The organism is Pseudoalteromonas sp. ND6B, assembly GCF_000764215.1.
Classification (GTDB): domain Bacteria; phylum Pseudomonadota; class Gammaproteobacteria; order Enterobacterales; family Alteromonadaceae; genus Pseudoalteromonas; species Pseudoalteromonas tetraodonis.
On record NZ_JQFL01000033.1, the window covers coordinates 1 to 17,797 of the forward strand.

The 17,797-nt window shown below is 40.7% G+C and carries 10 protein-coding genes and 2 pseudogenes; 5 read left to right on the forward strand and 7 right to left on the reverse strand.

The genetic code is table 11. The features are described 5' to 3' along the window. Positions 1-367: 367 nt before the first annotated feature. From ND6B_RS11240 to ND6B_RS11225, 4 genes are all read right to left on the reverse strand, one after another. Positions 368-871: a M23 family metallopeptidase gene (locus ND6B_RS11240; protein WP_033103263.1), complete on the reverse strand. Its 504-nt coding sequence runs from the start codon at positions 869-871 to the stop codon at positions 368-370. A 401-nt stretch (positions 872-1,272) separates the two neighbouring features. Continuing rightward, entirely contained in the window at positions 1,273-1,998 is a 726-nt protein-coding gene (locus ND6B_RS11235; RefSeq protein WP_152333078.1) for a hypothetical protein, read from the reverse strand. 211 nt (positions 1,999-2,209) lie between these two features. Beyond that, entirely contained in the window at positions 2,210-3,064 is an 855-nt protein-coding gene (locus ND6B_RS11230; protein ID WP_008109146.1) for a PA4780 family RIO1-like protein kinase, read from the reverse strand. A gap of 582 nt (positions 3,065-3,646) precedes the next feature. After that, positions 3,647-5,632, reverse strand: a complete 1,986-nt coding sequence (locus ND6B_RS11225; protein WP_033103265.1) for a ligand-gated channel protein — start codon at positions 5,630-5,632, stop codon at positions 3,647-3,649. A 121-nt stretch (positions 5,633-5,753) separates the two neighbouring features. On the opposite strand from ND6B_RS11225, the gene ND6B_RS11220 reads away from it, so the two are divergent. Then, complete coding sequence (locus ND6B_RS11220) at positions 5,754-6,638, forward strand: LysR family transcriptional regulator (RefSeq protein ID WP_033103266.1); 885 nt, start codon at positions 5,754-5,756, stop codon at positions 6,636-6,638. 33 nt (positions 6,639-6,671) lie between these two features. On the opposite strand, the gene ND6B_RS11215 is transcribed toward ND6B_RS11220, so the two are convergent. Both ND6B_RS11215 and ND6B_RS11210 read right to left on the reverse strand, forming a co-directional pair. Beyond that, entirely contained in the window at positions 6,672-7,289 is a 618-nt protein-coding gene (locus tag ND6B_RS11215) for a LysE family translocator (protein ID WP_033103267.1), read from the reverse strand. 246 nt (positions 7,290-7,535) lie between these two features. Further along, the gene (locus ND6B_RS11210) at positions 7,536-9,986 is read right to left on the reverse strand and encodes a S9 family peptidase (RefSeq protein WP_033103268.1); all 2,451 of its coding nucleotides are present in this window, start codon (positions 9,984-9,986) and stop codon (positions 7,536-7,538) included. Between the two features lie 508 nt (positions 9,987-10,494). Here ND6B_RS11210 and ND6B_RS11205 point away from each other — a divergent pair. The 4 genes and pseudogenes from ND6B_RS11205 to ND6B_RS11190 all read left to right on the forward strand — a co-directional run bounded on the left by ND6B_RS11205 (position 10,495) and on the right by ND6B_RS11190 (position 17,064). Beyond that, on the forward strand, positions 10,495-11,718 hold the full coding sequence (locus tag ND6B_RS11205; RefSeq protein WP_028834182.1) for a glycosyltransferase: 1,224 nt from the start codon (positions 10,495-10,497) through the stop codon (positions 11,716-11,718). Between the two features lie 123 nt (positions 11,719-11,841). After that, positions 11,842-13,068 carry a threonine/serine ThrE exporter family protein gene (locus ND6B_RS11200; RefSeq protein WP_028834183.1) on the forward strand — a complete coding sequence of 409 codons (1,227 nt, stop codon included), beginning with the start codon at positions 11,842-11,844 and terminating at the stop codon, positions 13,066-13,068. Between the two features lie 128 nt (positions 13,069-13,196). Then, positions 13,197-15,245 (forward strand): annotated as a pseudogene (locus tag ND6B_RS19595) (S9 family peptidase). A gap of 151 nt (positions 15,246-15,396) precedes the next feature. Further along, positions 15,397-17,064: an RluA family pseudouridine synthase gene (locus ND6B_RS11190; RefSeq protein WP_033103277.1), complete on the forward strand. Its 1,668-nt coding sequence runs from the start codon at positions 15,397-15,399 to the stop codon at positions 17,062-17,064. 359 nt (positions 17,065-17,423) lie between these two features. On the opposite strand, the pseudogene ND6B_RS0119165 reads toward ND6B_RS11190, so the two are convergent. Beyond that, positions 17,424-17,747, reverse strand: a pseudogene (locus ND6B_RS0119165) (hypothetical protein); the annotation flags it as partial. Between the last annotated feature and the right edge of the window lie 50 nt (positions 17,748-17,797).

The following is a 17,797-nucleotide window of genomic DNA, read 5'->3' on the forward strand; positions in this document are numbered from 1 at the left end:
GAGTTGTTTGATTAATGGTGTTAGAACACCGTCTTCGCCAGTAAGACCTTTACCAGCTTGAAGTTCAGCTAATGCTTTGTTGAAGTCGAAAGATTGAGTCATGTGTCACTCCTGTTTTCTTAATAATACTGAAATGACACAGATTTCTAAACACTACCAATAAACCTGTAGCGTGAGCTGCAAAATGAATTTGTTCAATAATGTATTCCTCGCTATGTGACCCAAAAACACTTTCAGAACAGTCCATTATAAAATGAGGCATACATTCTCCTTGATATTAATCGCTAATGTAAATAGTTTGACCGCATCTTCCTCGTGAATGAGGTTCATATTGGTATTTATCTTAAATACATTTTTTCAATACAGCTTATATAAACATTTCGTGAGGATTTAAAAAAAACATTCTTTTCCAACCCTGAGTCTGTGTTGTAGCTAACCAAGGAATTGGAATTATTGATAAGATTGAATAATGAATATGCGGTTGTTTTCCCTGGGCATTACCTGAATCTCCCAAAACACCAATAACTGAGCCAGCAACAGTACCCGTTGTAACAGAGTAACTGTCCATATGCGCGTAATAGTGAATACGCCATTTAGGCCCTAATACTGCCACTACATTCCCGCCTTTACGTACTGTGCCCGTATAAATGACTAAGCCTTTACTAGAAGAAAGTGTGGTAGTTCCTTTTTTACCAAATATATCAATTCCCTTATGGACCACAGAGCTTCCCCATGGCTCATACCAAAAAGTATTATGGTTCCAATCGTTGGGTGTCGCACCCTCAACAGGAATAACAATGTCATCTGGTATGATCATCCCTATAAGGAAAACTGCGGTAAGTAGAATGAGTATAAACCTTAATTTTTTCAATGAGCTATCCTTAGCACATATTAACTAAAACACTACCAGTTTGGGTGTCAGCGTGGGAACTATTTATACAATGGGCTTTATTTGATAAAAGGAGGTTTTAATGCCCTAATCAGGCCAAGTTAATAAAATGCGCTGCCCTAAGCTGTCCCTGCATTATTAATGCATATTTATTGTCTGATATTAAACCGAATTAAGCGCGTGAAATCAACACACTAATTTCGACTATAAGTTAAGTTGAATATGAGCGCCTTAATTAACATAAGCGTTTTGCATTATCGTTTGTCTGCAAAGTGCCAGAAGCAGAAGGTCAGGAGTTATAATGTCTGAAGTCAAGATTTTACCCCTTTGGCTATAATTTGCATAGCTACTGTTATTTATCCGTTTAAGTGATTTGTAAGCATTTAATATATCGTAATGTCAGGTTTATTTACTTCTTTTGATATTTTATTGTATAACTTTAGAGGAATAAATAATCTATTGCTTTCTTTGCTTTTTATTTTAAAACCGTGGGTTTGTTTTTCAAATGTAGCTACATGAGGTGTTATGCCATCAACTATATCCAATACAACTCCAATTCCTGAGCTTAACTCAAACTTTGCAAAAGGTATTTTATTTCCCTTTACAATCATATATTGCGTTGTTTCAAAGTTAACAACATCAATAAAACCGAATGTTCTTTCACATTCGACAGTGGCGCATTGAACCCATTCAGTTCTTGTTGCTAACTGTATATTTTTAGGTAACTCTTTTTCCCAAAAATACTTTTTTTTATTGGGTTGTTGTAAAAATAGATATTGGTTTGACCAGTTACTTTCTCCTACGGTTTCGTAAATAGAAAAACTACCGTTTACATTAACTTGCCCCGCTATTCGAGGAGCCCCAACACTTAATAATCTCATATTAGCTAAAATAATATCTGCTTTATATTTTTCAGCTATTGAATATAGTGACTTGTCACTTATGACATCATTATTATTAATTTTCCCCAATATTTTATGATCAGAAAACAACGCGCTATACATATCATTCACATCTTGTTCATCGTAGTAAGTAAATTTCTTGATCGATGAATTAGGGCCATCAAATGGTTTCGTCGAACATGCACTTAGTAAAAGGACAAGTAACATAAATAAACTCTTCGATAATGGCACCATATTCTCCCTAAATGCTTAATAATGTGCGAATCACTTATTTCCATAAATATATACGTAAAGAGCAGTTTAACCAATTAACAAACTACGATATTTAGCCAATCTCAATGACCGGTTTTCGCTCTTACTTACCTTCTAGGTTTTGATCTAATAGTTAAAACTATATAAAACTCAGCACGTATAAAGATTATTGCTCATCGGCGTCGCGAATTCGCTCTTTACGTTCTTGCTCTTCATCAAAGGCGGCTTGAATTTCGTCAAGTACTGAGTCTACATCTGCAGCTTCGCTGTCGTCTTCAAATTCGCCACTGAGTTTTGAGTGCGGGGTTAAGTTAGCATCTGCAAACAATGCCCACATTTCTTTTGCGTATTGCGTGTGTAATAACGCCGGTGCAAATTGCCCATAATAGCGGCGCATGTTATTTACATCACGGGCAAACATGGCTTCTGCGCTATTATTAGCAGAGGCGTTAACCGCTTGGGGTAAATCAATAATTACTGGGCCATTGCTATCTACAAGTACGTTAAACTCCGATAAATCACCATGAATAATCCCAGCGCACAGCATTAATTTGATGTAGTGCATCATTAATGTATGTTGCTCAATGGCTTGTTGCTCGGTTAAATCAACCGCGCCAAGTTGTGGTGCAACATCGCCTTCATCATCGCTTACAAGTTCCATTAGCAATACACCGTCAATGCAGCCGTAAGTTTGCGGTACCCGAACACCTGCTGAAGATAAACGCGAGAGTGCGTCAACCTCGGCATTTTGCCAAATTTCTTCTTCTAATTGACGGCCATAGCTGGAACGCTTACCCATAGCACGGGCTTGGCGGCCACCACGTACTTTTCGCCCTTCTTGGTACTGTGCCGCCTTTTTAAAACTGCGCTTACTGGCCTCTTTATATACTTTAGCGCAGCGAATGTCATCGCCACAGGCCACCACAAATACATCGGCCTCTTTACCGCTCATTAACCGGCTGATCACTTCATCAATAAAACCATCATCAACTAATGGCTGTAAGCGTTTAGGTATTTTCAAACGACACCTACTAAAAATACAGGGTTGGCTTTTTGTTTTGCTATGTGGTTCAAACGAGGCATACCTTTGGGGATTGAAGAAAGTTATAAATTATTAGTAAACTTTAAAGTTACATTTAATGACTAAATTACGCAGCTAGAATAAGCGACTACAGCTAAAAAGCCAACCGCCTTTTGTGCTTTTTAAACATTATTGAACAAGAGCCTAGGGTCTGTTGACTTTTCAAGGTTAAATTTGCAGCAGTCTGTTTGGTATTTAGGTAAGGCAGAGCCTATGTGGTGTGGTTATTCCCCATAAATAGGTGATAACGCAGCATCAATGCCAAACAGGCGCTGCCCTTTGGGTTCTGCCTAGGGGCGATTTACTCTTTGTTGCCTACATGGATGTAGGTAAGGGGCGTGAGCAGGACGCGGAAGCTTTGCTCGGTTTTTACTTAGTCCACTAGGTTACAAACCTCGCGCCGTGATTAAACCGCCCCTAGTTTGAACAAATTTTAATCCGCAAAGGTCAACAGACCCTAGATAAAACCAAAAAACGAGCACGGTTTAGCGTACTCGTTTACTTTATATTATTAAAAAGTGTTTAGAACTGCCACACTAAAGACGCCCAATAGCGACGGCCATCTTCAACATAACCGTACTCTTGCTCTGTGATCTCTTTATCAAGCAAGTTGTAAATTCCAGCACCAAGTTTAACGCTGTCACTTAGCTGATAATTAGCGCCTAAATCGGCAATGGTATAATCAGGGGCAATTAAACTGCTTTGTGAAGGCCCTGTCGTTGGCTGGCTTTCTTCTCCACGATATTGCACACGTAACCATCCGCCTAACTTATCTGTTGGACGCCAATTTAAAGACGTTTGTAAACTATGTTTTGGTAACTGATTAAGTGGGCTCCCTTTATATTCACCGGTTTTTTGCTCTGAGTCGGTGTAGGTATAACTAGCACTCAAATCAATTTCAGTTGAAATATCGTAATCTACTGATAGCTCAACACCTTGGGTTATGGCTTCATCCACATTAATGTACGTAGTTGGCATGGAGCCGAACTGATTTGGACCATCTGTGCACTGCGTTAATGGGCATGCTATACGGGTTATTTTGTCATCAAATTCATTATAAAAAACGGTTGTCGATATGCTTAAATCGCGTCCAGAATCATAGTAAACACCCATTTCATAGTTAACTGATTGCTCAGGCTTTAAGTCAGGATTACCATAAATATTACCGCCACGACTCACTTGTCCCCATTGGGCGGTAGATTGACGAATATTTGGCGCACGGAAACCGGTTGATATGCCGCCTTTAATGGTGATCGCTTTAGATGCGCTATAAACACCATACAAACGTGGGCTCCAATGACCTGCAAAGTTGCCATCATGATCGTAACGTAGGCCTGCGGTGAGCTTAAAGTCATCAGTTGCTGCCCATTCGTTTTCACCAAAAACAGACCATTGCTCGTTTTCTACATGGGTTAAGTCGCTAATTTTATTGCTTGTATAATCATCCAATGACTCTTTTAAATAGGTCGCACCAAACGTAGAGTTATGATTACTATATAGCGGTAAACTCCATGTCGTTTGAATGTCGGTATTTTCGACAAACATTTCACGTGAGTTATTATCAAACTTATCGTATTTAATGTAACTACGCGACGAGCCAAAGTCATAAAAACCATTGTGTGACATAGAGTATGTTTGTTGCTCATACTCAGTAGTTGCTGATTCAGGGCAGCCACGTCGACCACAGCTTTCTCCTGGCGCAAGCTCGGCAACTGTTTTGCCGAGGGTTTCATCTAATGTTTGTTTTGCCGAGCCAAGTTCAAACATTAATTCGTGACTATCATTAGGTGTTAATGTGAACTTAGCTTTTACATTACTTTGTTCTTTGCCTCGAAATCCAGCTGTAAAATCATCTTCATTTCGCTTTGAAAATTGACCGTATAACTGCACGCCCAATAGATCTGGAATAATGCCTCCAGAAGTGAAAAAGTTGGCTTGGTTTATATCACCTGACTGACTTTGCTCTTGAATGGTGCTGTCTAAACGCAGTTCTCCATACCACTGCTCTGGCGCTTTACGGGTAATAATGTTGATCACACCACCAATTGCATCAGAGCCATACAATGAAGACATCGGCCCTCGTATTACTTCAATACGCTCAATCGCAGAAATTGGCGGCGTCCAGGCACCTTCTACGCCCGGGCCATCACTATTTGGTCGTGTTTCTCTTGAACTTTGGCGTTGTCCATCGATAAGAATGAGCGTGTATTGGCTTGCCATACCACGCAAGCTAATATCTTTTTTGTCACCTCCGCCGGTCACTATTACACCCGGAATATCAGCCATTGCGTCGGTTAAGTCACGATAAAAGCGTTTTTCTAGCTGCGCTCTGTCAATAACACTAATACTTGCGGGTGCCTCTTTGAGCATTTGTTCGTAACCAGAAGCAGTGACAACCATTACTTCCATATCTTGTTTTTTTTCATCAGCAAAAGCAGGGTTAGCAATTGCAAAAGTACTTAAAATAAATGCAGTTACCGGCCTTAACTTACAACTTACCGTGTTCATGATATTTCTCCGTGACATTTAGCATGTAAATGATAATAATTAGCGTTTGCGATAATAGTGAGAAGTTCCCTTTCTCACAACGCTATTTTTATTAAAGCTAATTTAAGTAAGGCTTAACGGTATGAGTGATAAGTTAACTAAAACCCTGAATATATTTGTTCGCACTGTGCAAACGGGAAGTATGAGTAGAGCTGCCGCAGACCTTTTAATGACAACCTCTGCAATTAGCCAGCAAATAAAACAAATAGAGCAAGATGTAGGTTTGAGTTTATTTAATCGAAGCCCTCGAGAATTAACGCTTACCGAGGCGGGTGAACTGTATTATCAAAGTTGTTTACAAATGCTTGCCGTTGCAACAGCTACATCAGAACAATTACAGCATTTACAAAATTGCCCGAGTGGGCAATTAAAACTAGCAGCCCCTGTTGGTTTTGGTGGTGGGTTATTAAGCGAGCCTGTAAAGCATTTAATTAGCCAATTTAGTGATATAGATGTGCACTTAACGCTTTCTGACGAGCCGATTGATATGATCAGAACAGGTATTGATTTGGTGTTGGCGATTGGCCCTCTCGAAGACTCAAACTTAATTGCACGCCAGCTCGCTAGTTGGCCATTAATACTGTGTGTTCATAAAAATCATGCACTAGCACAGCAACCAAAAATCACACTGGATGACCTAAAAGCGCATAACCGCATTGCGCATATAGCTGTTGATCCGGCGCTTACGCACCTTACTCGCGGCGTAAGTACAACACTACCAAAAGCGCGTATTACCATTAATAATATGCAAACTGTGATTCAATTTGTTCTCGACGAGTTAGGCTATGCTATTTTGCCAGAGCCTGAAGTACGCAATTTCTTAGCTACAGGAGAACTTTTAGAAATATGCACTGATTGGCAACTTCCCCATTACGATGTATTTGCTCTAACGCCTGCACGCGACACGTTAGCAGCAAAAACAAAAGCTGCAATTAAAGCACTTAACGCATCATTTTCAGCTATTTAAATAACCTAAGTTCAGGTTAAGGCTTGTTTATAGTTAACTAATTGCAAGCCAAACTCCTACTAGCACCATTAAACTCCCCGCAATTCGGTTCATCCACTTGATGTTATTGCCTTTAGTTAAAAATAACCGCAGGCTTTTACCACCTGTTGCGTAAATCATCATACAGATAAACTCTGAGAGCAAAATAATGGCCACCAGCACCGCTAATTGCGGCGCAACACTGTATTGCACGTTAATAAAAGGAGGTAATAAGGAAATCATAAACGCCCATCCCTTTGGATTGGCAATGGCGGTTACAAACCCCTGTGAAAATAATGAATATCGGCTCACGGCTGTTGTGTTATGCGTATCAACCGACATTTTTCCTTTCGCACGCCACATATTAATGCCAATGTAAATTAAATAAGCGCCACCTAGCCATTTTAAAATATCAAATGCACTGGGGTAATTAAGCATAACACTGGCTACACCAAGCACCGCGGCTACCGCAACTGTTGCTACACCGAGTAGTTCACCTATCATCATCCATAATGTTCGGCGCACGCCAATACTCATGCCTAAGGTCATGGCCAGTGTCATACACATACCGGGTGTAATTGATACAAAAAAGAAGGTAGGAATAAATACCGCAAGTGCAGCTACATCAATCATTTAAAGCTCGCAATAAGTTAAAAATAAAGTCGTGATAGGTTCATCCCAGAGGGTAAATGAAAAGGGCCAAAGGTGAAAGATAAAACAACTATCAGTAAGGTAGAAATAACGGCTTCGAGGATCGGGATAAGAGCACCGAGCTTAGCCTGAGGTTCTAAGCCCGATACTCGAAGCTCGAAGCCTATAACTCAGCGCAATGTGCCGTGAGATTAAGAGGGGATATTCTTAATCTCACGGCATAATACACTATTGAATGGGTTGTTCGTCCATATCAACTGGTTCAACATTATCCTTTAACAAGTACTTATCAAGCCATTGCTCTTGCTCCCACAGTACATGTAATAAGCTTTTACGGGCACGGTAACCATGTGCTTCGTAAGGAAGCATCACTAAACGCGCTTCTTTACCCAAACCTTTAAGTGCAGCATACATACGCTCACTTTGCATTGGGAAAGTGCCCGAATTAGGGTCCTCTTGACCGTGGATCATTAACATAGGTTCGTTAATTTTTTCAGCATGGAAAAACGGGGACATGTTTGCGTACACACTTTGTGCTTGCCAAAAATCACGTTCTTCCCCCTGAAAACCAAACGGCGTTAATGTGCGGTTATACGCACCACTGCGGGCAATACCTGCCTTAAATAAATCGCTATGTGCTAATAAATTAGCCACCATAAACGCACCGTAAGAGTGCCCTGCAATAGCAATGTTATCTTTATCGGCAATGCCCTTTTCAACCAGTACATCAACCGCTGCTTTAGCGCTAGAAACCAGCTGTTTTCTAAAGTGATCATTTGGCTCACTACCATCAACGCCTACAATCGGCATTTTAGGATCGTCAAACACCGCAATCCCTTTCGCAAGATAAGGCATAGGGCCCCAGTAACCTATGTAGGTAAATTCGTATTCTGATTCACGCACTTGTGATGCAACTGCTTTATCTTTATATTCAAGTGGATATGCCCACATCAATACCGGTAATGGCCCTTGTGTTTTGTCATACCCTGGTGGTAAATAAAGCGTACCTGAAAGCTCAACACCGTCATCACGGGTATAACGTAGTTGCTCTTTGGTTACGCCTTTAAATGCAGGGTAAGGGTGCTCAAACTGAGTAAGCTGTGTTAGCGAGCCTTTATCTAAATCGCGAATGAAAAAGTTTGGCTGCTGCGTTTTAGACTCACGAATAGTAATGAATTTTGTGCCTTCATCGTCTAACAATGCACGCACACGCTCGTAATAAGGCGCTGCTGATTGCCATAAACGTTTGGTGCTATTCGTTTTAACATCGTACTGATCTAAAAAAGGAATGTTTCCTTGCTCAGACGCGCCATCGCCACGTAAGTAGATGTAACGTCCGCCAACAACTTTTATTACGCTAACACCTAAATCGTTACGCTCGTAAATTGCACTCCCTGGATCTTTATAGGCATCGTTATAACTGCGCTCTGAAAATAACACGCGGTTACTATCGGCATTACGTGGTTGAATTACATAAGTGCGCACTTGTCGGTCACTAAAACGCCAATCACTTAGCATAGCAATATTATCATTACCCCATTGTATGCCAGCAAAACGACGCTCTACTTTGGCAAATAATTTAGGGTCGCGTTTAAATGGCGCTCGTAAACTGTAAAGGTAGTCATGATATTCAACCTCAGTTTTCATATCACCGCCATCTTGCGCCTCGGCCCATATGACTTCAGCACCTTGATCGGCTCGCCACTCAAAATCACGACGACCAGTACGCACACTGTCATAGCCTTGTGGAATGTTGTCGGCAAGAGGTTGCTTTGCCAGCTCTACTAATGCATAGCCACGCATTCCCCATATTTGCCATGTAGTTGCAAAACGACTGTAAGGGACTTGATACGAAAATGGCTCGTCGATGGTCGCGACTAAAATATTGGTTGAATCAGGCGAAATTGAAAACGATTTAAATAAACCGGCACGGCCAATCGGCTGTGCTTTGCCATCAAGCGTGATATACGCTAATTGACCTTGACCATAAAATTTAAATTGTGCTTCATCAAACGGACTAGTTAATAAGTTTTGATAAGTCCTTGCTGGGGCTTTTTCGCCAGTACTTTGTTGAATAACCGGCACTGTGCTTTGGGTATCATTGGTTAATCTTGGTTTGTCTAAGTTTACCGCTAAATTAGCCACAATCGCCGTGCTATCGGGTAACCACTGATAAGGTGTAGCAGTTAGTACAGAATTAAGTGCAAGCTCACTTAACTGCTGTGCTTGTTTGGTTTTAACGTTATAAACCCATAGCCGTGCGTTATCCGGTTGTTCAACCACAAACGCTAAATATTCACTATTTGCTGACCAACGCGGCGAGCGAATAATCCCCTGAGGCAAATTATTAACGTTTATTACTGTTCCACTTTGAACATGCTTAAGCTCTAACGCGCTGTACTTTGCACTTACCCGTGAGCGTGAAAAGTTAGCCGGATTAAGCTTAATTCCCGCAAGCTTAAATTCTTCTTTGGCCAGCTCATCAAGCGACACAACACGCTTGCGTTCAAACAGAGCAAGCCATTGACCATCATTTGATAAAGAGCTAGTTGGTGCTAACTTAGCATCTACGAGTTCAGCAAGCGCCGGTGAAGGGGTTTGATATCCTTGCTCTGCATAACTTGCAGGCAATAAAACAATGCAGCCTACCAAGGCAATAAATAGCCTAAAAGCATTCATGTTTTCATCCTTTTTTATTGTTAAATATTACCCGCTATATAAACACGTTTTACCTTGTTCATAAAGTGTTAAGCAAGGATAAAATCAGCTAAATGATGCTTAAGTAAGGCGAATAAGTTAAACTATGCGACTATTTACTTATCGCTACTGCGTTTTCGTTATGTGCTTTGGCTTAATAAAACGCAGCGTATTTACACTGCTGAAAAAGCACGCAAATAAACTAGGGTCTATTGACCTTTGCGGATTATAATTTGTTCAAACTAGGGGCGGTTTAATCGCGGCGCGAAGTTTGTAACCTAGTGGGCTAAGTAAAAACCGAGCAACAAAGAGTAAATCGCCCCTAGGCAGAACCCTTCGGGCAGCGCCTGTTTGGTATTGATGCTGCGTTATCGCCTATTTGTGGGGAACAACCACACCACATAGGCTCTGCCTTGCCTAAATACCAAACAGACTGCTGCAAATTTAACCTTGAAAGGTCAACAGACCCTAATAATAAGAGATCTAGCCAATGAAAAAAGTGCTGGTAATTGGCTATGTATGGCCAGAGCCCAATTCGTCTGCTGCGGGTACGCACATGATGTCGTTACTTAATGCGTTTAAATCGCAAAACTGGGATGTTGAATTTGCTACGCCTGCACAACCTACAGAGCACATGGTAAATCTGAACGATTACGGCATCACCAGTCAAAGCATCGCACTTAACTGCGATAGTTTTGATGATTACGTTAAAGCCTACAACCCAGATATTGTTATGTTCGACCGTTTTATGATGGAAGAACAATTTGGCTGGCGCGTAGATAAGCATTGCCCAAATGCACTTAAAATTTTAGACACCGAAGATTTACAATGCCTGCGCAATGCCCGCCATGAAGCCCATAAAGGCGAGCGTGAATTCAACCATAGCGATTTACTATCAGACATAGCTAAACGTGAAATAGCCGCTATTTTACGCTGTGACTTAAGCTTAATTATCTCAAGCTATGAGATGGAACTACTCAATGAAGTGTTTAAAGTTGAGCCTAGTGTGTTACATCATTTACCATTTATGGTTGATTTAAGCGCCTTACCTGAGCAAACTAAATCGTATGAGCAGCGCCAACACTTTATGACCATTGGCAACTTCAGGCATGCCCCAAACTGGGATGCGGTACTGTATTTACAAAAAATTTGGCCGCTTATCCGCAAACAACTACCACAGGCAGAACTGCACATTTATGGCTCTTACCCGCCACCTAAAGCTACCGCACTTAATAACCCTAAAACCGGTTTTTTAATTAAAGGCTGGGCAGATGATGCTTATGAAGTAATGCAAAGCGCGCGCATTTGTTTAGCCCCGCTTCGTTTTGGTGCTGGCATAAAAGGCAAACTTTTAGAGGCCATGATCATGCAAACCCCAAGCGTCACCACGCCAATAGGTAGCGAAGGTATGCATAGCCATTTACCATGGCCTGGGGCTATCACTCAAAATGCAGAAGAATTTGCAAACGCTGCTGTCTCAATTTATACCAATCAGGCTGAGTTTATAGCTGCACAAAAAGCTGGTAATGAGTTACTTCATACACTTTATGATAAAGCGCAGTTGAGCCACAATTTAATCGAAAAAATTCAATTAGTAAGCCAAAATTTATCGGCACACAGAATGAAAAATTTCACCGGTCAAATGCTAAAACATCACACCATGCGCAGCACACAATACATGTCGCAATGGATAGCAGAAAAAAATAAAAAATAACGGTTAGAAATGACTAGACAGACGGCGATTTGTGTTTAAAATCGCCGCAAATAAACTTGGGCAATTTTAGCATTATTGCCTATATTTTTAGCTTAGTTATTTAATAGTTGGTTCAAAACAAATTTGAAAACCGCAACGTTTACAGAAAAACGCAAATTTATCGTTAAATTGGGCAAAATGCTTCATAAGTACGGTACACCGGCATATCGCTTAGAAGCCCATTTAATGGAAGTGGCGACTTACCTTGGTCTTAAATCATCGTTTGTCATGTCGCCAACATCGGTTACCTTTGTTATTTGGACTGATGGTCATGAAGATGAATACACCCATGTAGCCCGTGTAGACCCTGGCGATCATGACTTAGGCTCACTTGCAGATACCGATGATCTCGTTAATAAAATGCTTAATGATGAATTAACGTTGCAAGAAGTTGATCAGCAACTTGATATCATTTTTGATGCCCCAAACCCTTACAATAGAGTGATTACAGGTATTGCCTTTGCTACCTCTGGCGGCGCATTTGCAATGTTAATGGGCACCAGTTGGAATGACGTGCTGTGGTCTGGGTTATTAACTTTTGTTGTTTATTTATTTGTGCTGTGGTCGGCACGTTCTAAGCGCGTTGCCCACATGTTAGAGCCCTTAGTGGCCATTGTTTCAGCGGTACTGGCGTGTGCCATTAGCGTTCATTTAGATGCGCATATTAATATTCGTTTAATTGTTCTGTCGGCCATTATTGTGTTTATTCCAGGCCTAGCACTGGCACTTGGTTTAGCTGAACTCGCAGCGCGGCATTTAGTATCTGGCACAGCACGCGTTATGGACTCGTTTATGTTGCTGTTTAAACTTTATTTTGGTGCATTTATTGGTATTGCTATTGGCTTTGCTATTTTTGGCCAAGCTGATTTTGTACAGCCAGAGCCACTGCCTAAATGGACAGCTTGGTTAGCTATATTTTTACTATGTAGCAGCTTAATTGTGATATTTAGAACTAAGTTTAAACATGCTGCTTGGTCTATTGCTTCAGGATTTATAGCCTACGGCACCAGTATTGGCTCCGCCATGTATTTAGATTACACGCTAGGTACCTTTGTTGGCGCATTTTCTGTCGGTGTATTTAGTAACTTATTTAATCGAGTTGCTAATGCCCCTGCTTCCATTGTAGCTATGCAAGGCTTAATTGTGTTGGTACCGGGGAGCAAAACGTACATAGGTTTAAACTCACTCATTGAAGGTCAAGACTTTGTTTATGCTGAACATATTGGGCAGCAAACGTTTTTAATATTTATGTCACTGGTGGCAGGACTTATTTTTGCAAACGTGGCGCTTCCTCCTAAAAAGAGTCTATAAATGTATGCGCGGTATTGCACAAGAATCACTTCACTTAACGTCCTCTTTTGAGGATTAATCGCATTTTTTAGTATATTGGTTACACATTGTTATAATGAGGTAAATCTTATAAAGCAAAGGAAATAACAATGCTAAAAACTAGCTTAGCGCTGGCAATTGGGCTTTCAAGCTCAGTTGCATTTGCGCAATCGGCCATCACTGTTGAAGACATTCCAAAAATTAAATCTGTGATCCAAACCAGTGTTAGCCCAGATGGCGACAACGTTGCGTTTACACGATCGTTACCGCGTACATTATATGTTGATGAGAACGGCAGTAATTACAGTGAACTTTATGTTGTGGATGATAAAGGCGTTGAACGTCCTTTTATTACCGGCTCGGTTAACATTAAAAGCATAGAATGGTCAAACGACAGTAAAACAATTTACTTTTTAGCGAAATTAAAAGACGATAAATTTACCTCGCTTTACCAAATACCTGTTGATGGCGGCCAAGCACAACCTGTTCTTGCTTTAAAAGACACATCAATTTCAAGCTACAAATTAAGCCCAGACAACAAACAGGTGGCTATTTTAGCGATGCCTGCAGCAGACAAGTCAGAAAAAGAACTTAAAAAACTTGGCTTTAAAGCTGAAGTATATGAAATGGGCTTAAAAAACAAGCAGCTTTTTATTGTAGATTTAGCTAAAACCGACAAGCCTCTTACCCCCACCGCACTCAACGTTGATAATTACGTGAGTGACGTTAATTGGGCAGCTAATGGCGAAAAACTACTGGTTAAAACCCAACCTACCGCACTGATTGATGATAAATACACAAAATCTATGTGGCATTTGTTTGATATTGCTAGCAATAAAGTAACCTTATCGTTTAAAACTGAAGGCAAGCTAGGTGATGCAGAGCTGTCGCATGATGGTAAATACATTGCTATTTTAGGTGCAGAAGATAAGCACGACCCTGCAACAGGCCGCTTATTTATTGCTGACACTAAAACCGCTGAAATCACTGAATGGTTACCTGACTTTATGGGGCACGTTGTTGATTTTGAATGGTCGCATAAGCGTAATACACTTAACTTTATTGCCAATGTAGGCACGCAAAGTTTTGTAGCGAGCATTAAAACGGGCTCTAATAAATACAAAAAATTAGTCAAAGAAGGTGAATTTATTGCCTCACAATTGAGTGTTTCAGATTCAGATAAAACACTCGCACTTCGTGGTAATACCGCAAAACACCCTAACGAAGTGTTTATTGTGCGCAGCAATAAAGCAACACGTTTAACCGATTCAAATAGCTGGTTAAATGATAAACGCTTTGCCAAGCAAGAAACCATTACCCTTAAAGCACGCGACGGCGTTGAGCTTGATGGCGTGCTCGTTTACCCATTAGATTATGAAAAAGGCACACGCTACCCACTGATTATGTCGGTACACGGTGGCCCTGAAAGCCATGATAAAGACGGCTGGGTCACTAACTACTCACGACCAGGTCAAATGGGTGCAGCACGTGGCTATGCGGTGTTTTATCCTAACTACCGTGGCTCTACAGGAAAAGGGGTAGATTACTCAAAATTAGGCCAAAACGATTACGCAGGTAAAGAGTTTGACGATTTAGTTGATTTTAAAAATCATCTTGTTGATATGGGTTTAGTAGACACTAAACGTGTTGGTATTACTGGGGGATCTTACGGTGGTTATGCATCGGCGTGGGGCGCAACAAAACTAACCGAACACTTTGCTGCAAGCGTTATGTTTGTGGGTGTCACTAACCAACTGTCTAAATTTGGTACTACTGATATTTCTAACGAAATGAACCTAGTTCATGCGCGTTCATACCCATGGGATAAATGGCAGTGGTACTTAGAGCGCAGCCCTATTTACTGGGCAGGCCAATCTGAAACACCTCTGCTTATTATGCATGGTAAAGACGACCCTCGCGTTCACCCTGCATAATCTATGGAGCTTTACCGCTACATGAAAGTGCAAGGTAAGGATGTACGTCTTGTTTATTACCCAGGTGAAGGTCATGGTAACCGTAAAGTGGCAGCGCAATACGACTACAGCTTGCGTTTAATGCGCTGGATGGACAACTATTTAATGGAAGGCAAAAAAGAGATGCCAGCGTTTGAAATTGACCATGCTGCTAAGTTAAAAGAAGTCAAAGACGCAAATAAATAAGCACTTATAAACGCGTTTAATTTTAAAAGGCCAACATAAAAATGTTGGCCTTTTTTATAGGTCTAAATTGGCGAGCACGCATCCTTAGTGACATAGCACAGCTTATGTTAAACTCTTGGCAATTATTTTGTTAACTGCTAATTTTACTGCCATGTCAAACCCTGCTAGCTGCTTTACCGTTTTTGATGAAAACGTCGATTCCCTTGCTCTGCCTGAGCAGTTTACATTTCCATTTTATTATAAACCGCACCCTTTGGCCGTTGTCGCTGCACAGCAATTACAAAAGCAATTAAAAAAGCTAGATAAGGCTATTTTAGATACGGATGATATTGATGCGGGTAAAATGTTTGGTGTGCTAGTCGTTCAAAATCAGGCGCAACAACTGGGGTTTATTAGCGCCTATTCGGGGCAAATAGCGGGCATAGATGAGCAACTGAATTTTGCACCTAATGTGGCACTTAAACACATAGACGATGCTGTATTTAGTCAGCAAAGCCAAATCATTAACGCCATTAATGCGCAAATTACGGCATTAGAAAACAGTGAAGATTATCAAGCCATTAAGCAGCAATTAGCTACAGCACGTAAAAATTATGAACAGCAACTTGTAGCCAAACAACAAGCCATGCAAGTGACCCGCAAACAGCGAAAAGAGCAACGCCAAACTGGCCAAGAGCAACTCAATGCCGATGACTTTGAACAACTTAAAACAACCTTAGCTGGGCAAAGTATTGTTGAGAAAAAACAACTGCAGGCATTAAAGCAAGACTGGCAAACGCAAATTACAGCGCTTGAGCAAACCCAAGCAGCTATGCTGGGTGAAATTAACGGATTAAAAAAGCGCCGCAAAACACTCTCAAAAAACCTACAAAAAAAATTATTTGCTCAATACCAATTTTTAAATGCACACGGTGAAGTGACCGATCTGAATGCTATTTTTGCCAAACTTCCTGAGCACACGCCGCCTTCGGGAGCTGGGGATTGCGCCGCCCCTAAATTATTACAATATGCATACAAGCACCATTTAAAACCAGTGGCTATGGCCGAATTTTGGTGGGGTGCACCGCCTAAATCAGCAATTAGGCATCACTTACATTATTACCCATCGTGTTATAGCAAATGCCAACCCATTTTAGGTCATATGCTAAAAGGCTTAAATGTTGAAGAAAACCCATTACTAACAAACCCTGCAAAAGGGAAAGACTTAACTATTGTTTATCAAGACGATGATTTACTGGTAATAAACAAACCCGCTGAATTTTTATCGGTGCCAGGGATTAATATTGATGACTCAGTGTACATGCGTATTAAAACTCAGTTCCCCGCGGCTTCTGGCCCACTTATTGTGCACCGGTTAGATATGTCGACCTCAGGGCTGTTAATTATTGCGCTTAATAAGCGCGCGCATAAAGCGCTGCAAAAACAGTTTATTGAACGCACAATTGAAAAGCGTTACGTTGCTTTAGTGGCGGGCAATATCACTGAGAATAGCGGAGTGATTGATTTACCCCTTGTGCTCGACTTTGATGATAAACCACGCCAAATGGTGTGTTATAAAACTGGTAAACCGTCGTTAACAACATGGCATGTACTGGAGCGCAAAAACAACACCACCCGACTGCAGTTATACCCTAAAACAGGGCGCACACATCAGTTACGGGTACATTGCGCTCATCAATTAGGTTTAAATACCCCGATAGTTGGCGATACTCATTATGGTGAGGAGGCAGAGCGCTTACATTTACATGCCGAGTATTTAGCCTTCACCCACCCTATTTCTCATCAACGTTTAGAATTTGAAGTAGCCGCTGATTTTTAAATCAGCGACACTAAAACTCCCCTATGTTTTAAAAAGCCTTGCCATTTTTTTATATTGCAAAGTCGGTAACCTTTACCGTTGCAATATAGAAAAATTTACCTGCATTATGCAAAGCCTCTACTTATAAATAATAAATAGCTATATATTTCAATGCATTAAAAGTTGGCATTAGCTTTGCTTTTATAAAAATAAGTATTTATTACAGTCCACTTTATTTGATTAAAAGCGCCAATAAGCGCTTTTAATGACACACAGTATATGGGTAACTAACCGTTTACTGTGTACAACAGAACTTCCTACACTCCCTGTGTACTTTATTGGTTATAGGCTAACGCTTATAACCATTTTTTTTGCCTTTATTATTTAATCGTAAATTTTACGTCTTGATCGCGTAATAAATAAAGCGCAAAACACGCAGCCCACATCGGCCACGCCGCAAAAAACAGTAAATTATTAAAGCCATCAATGTATTGATTATATGAAGAAAGCGTAGATAAACCATGCATTATAAAAATAGCACCGTAAGTAATACGTTTTTTAATACCGACCAAAAATGCTATTACTAGCAATAATTGCAGTGCACCTAAAATATAAGCAATAGTATCGGTAGAGCCACTGATCCCATAAAAATGTTCAAAAATACGGGCGCTATGCCCCGGATTTACAAATTTATCTAGTGTCCACTAGGGCCTGTTGACCTTTACAGATTGAAATTTGTTCAAGCTAGGGGCGA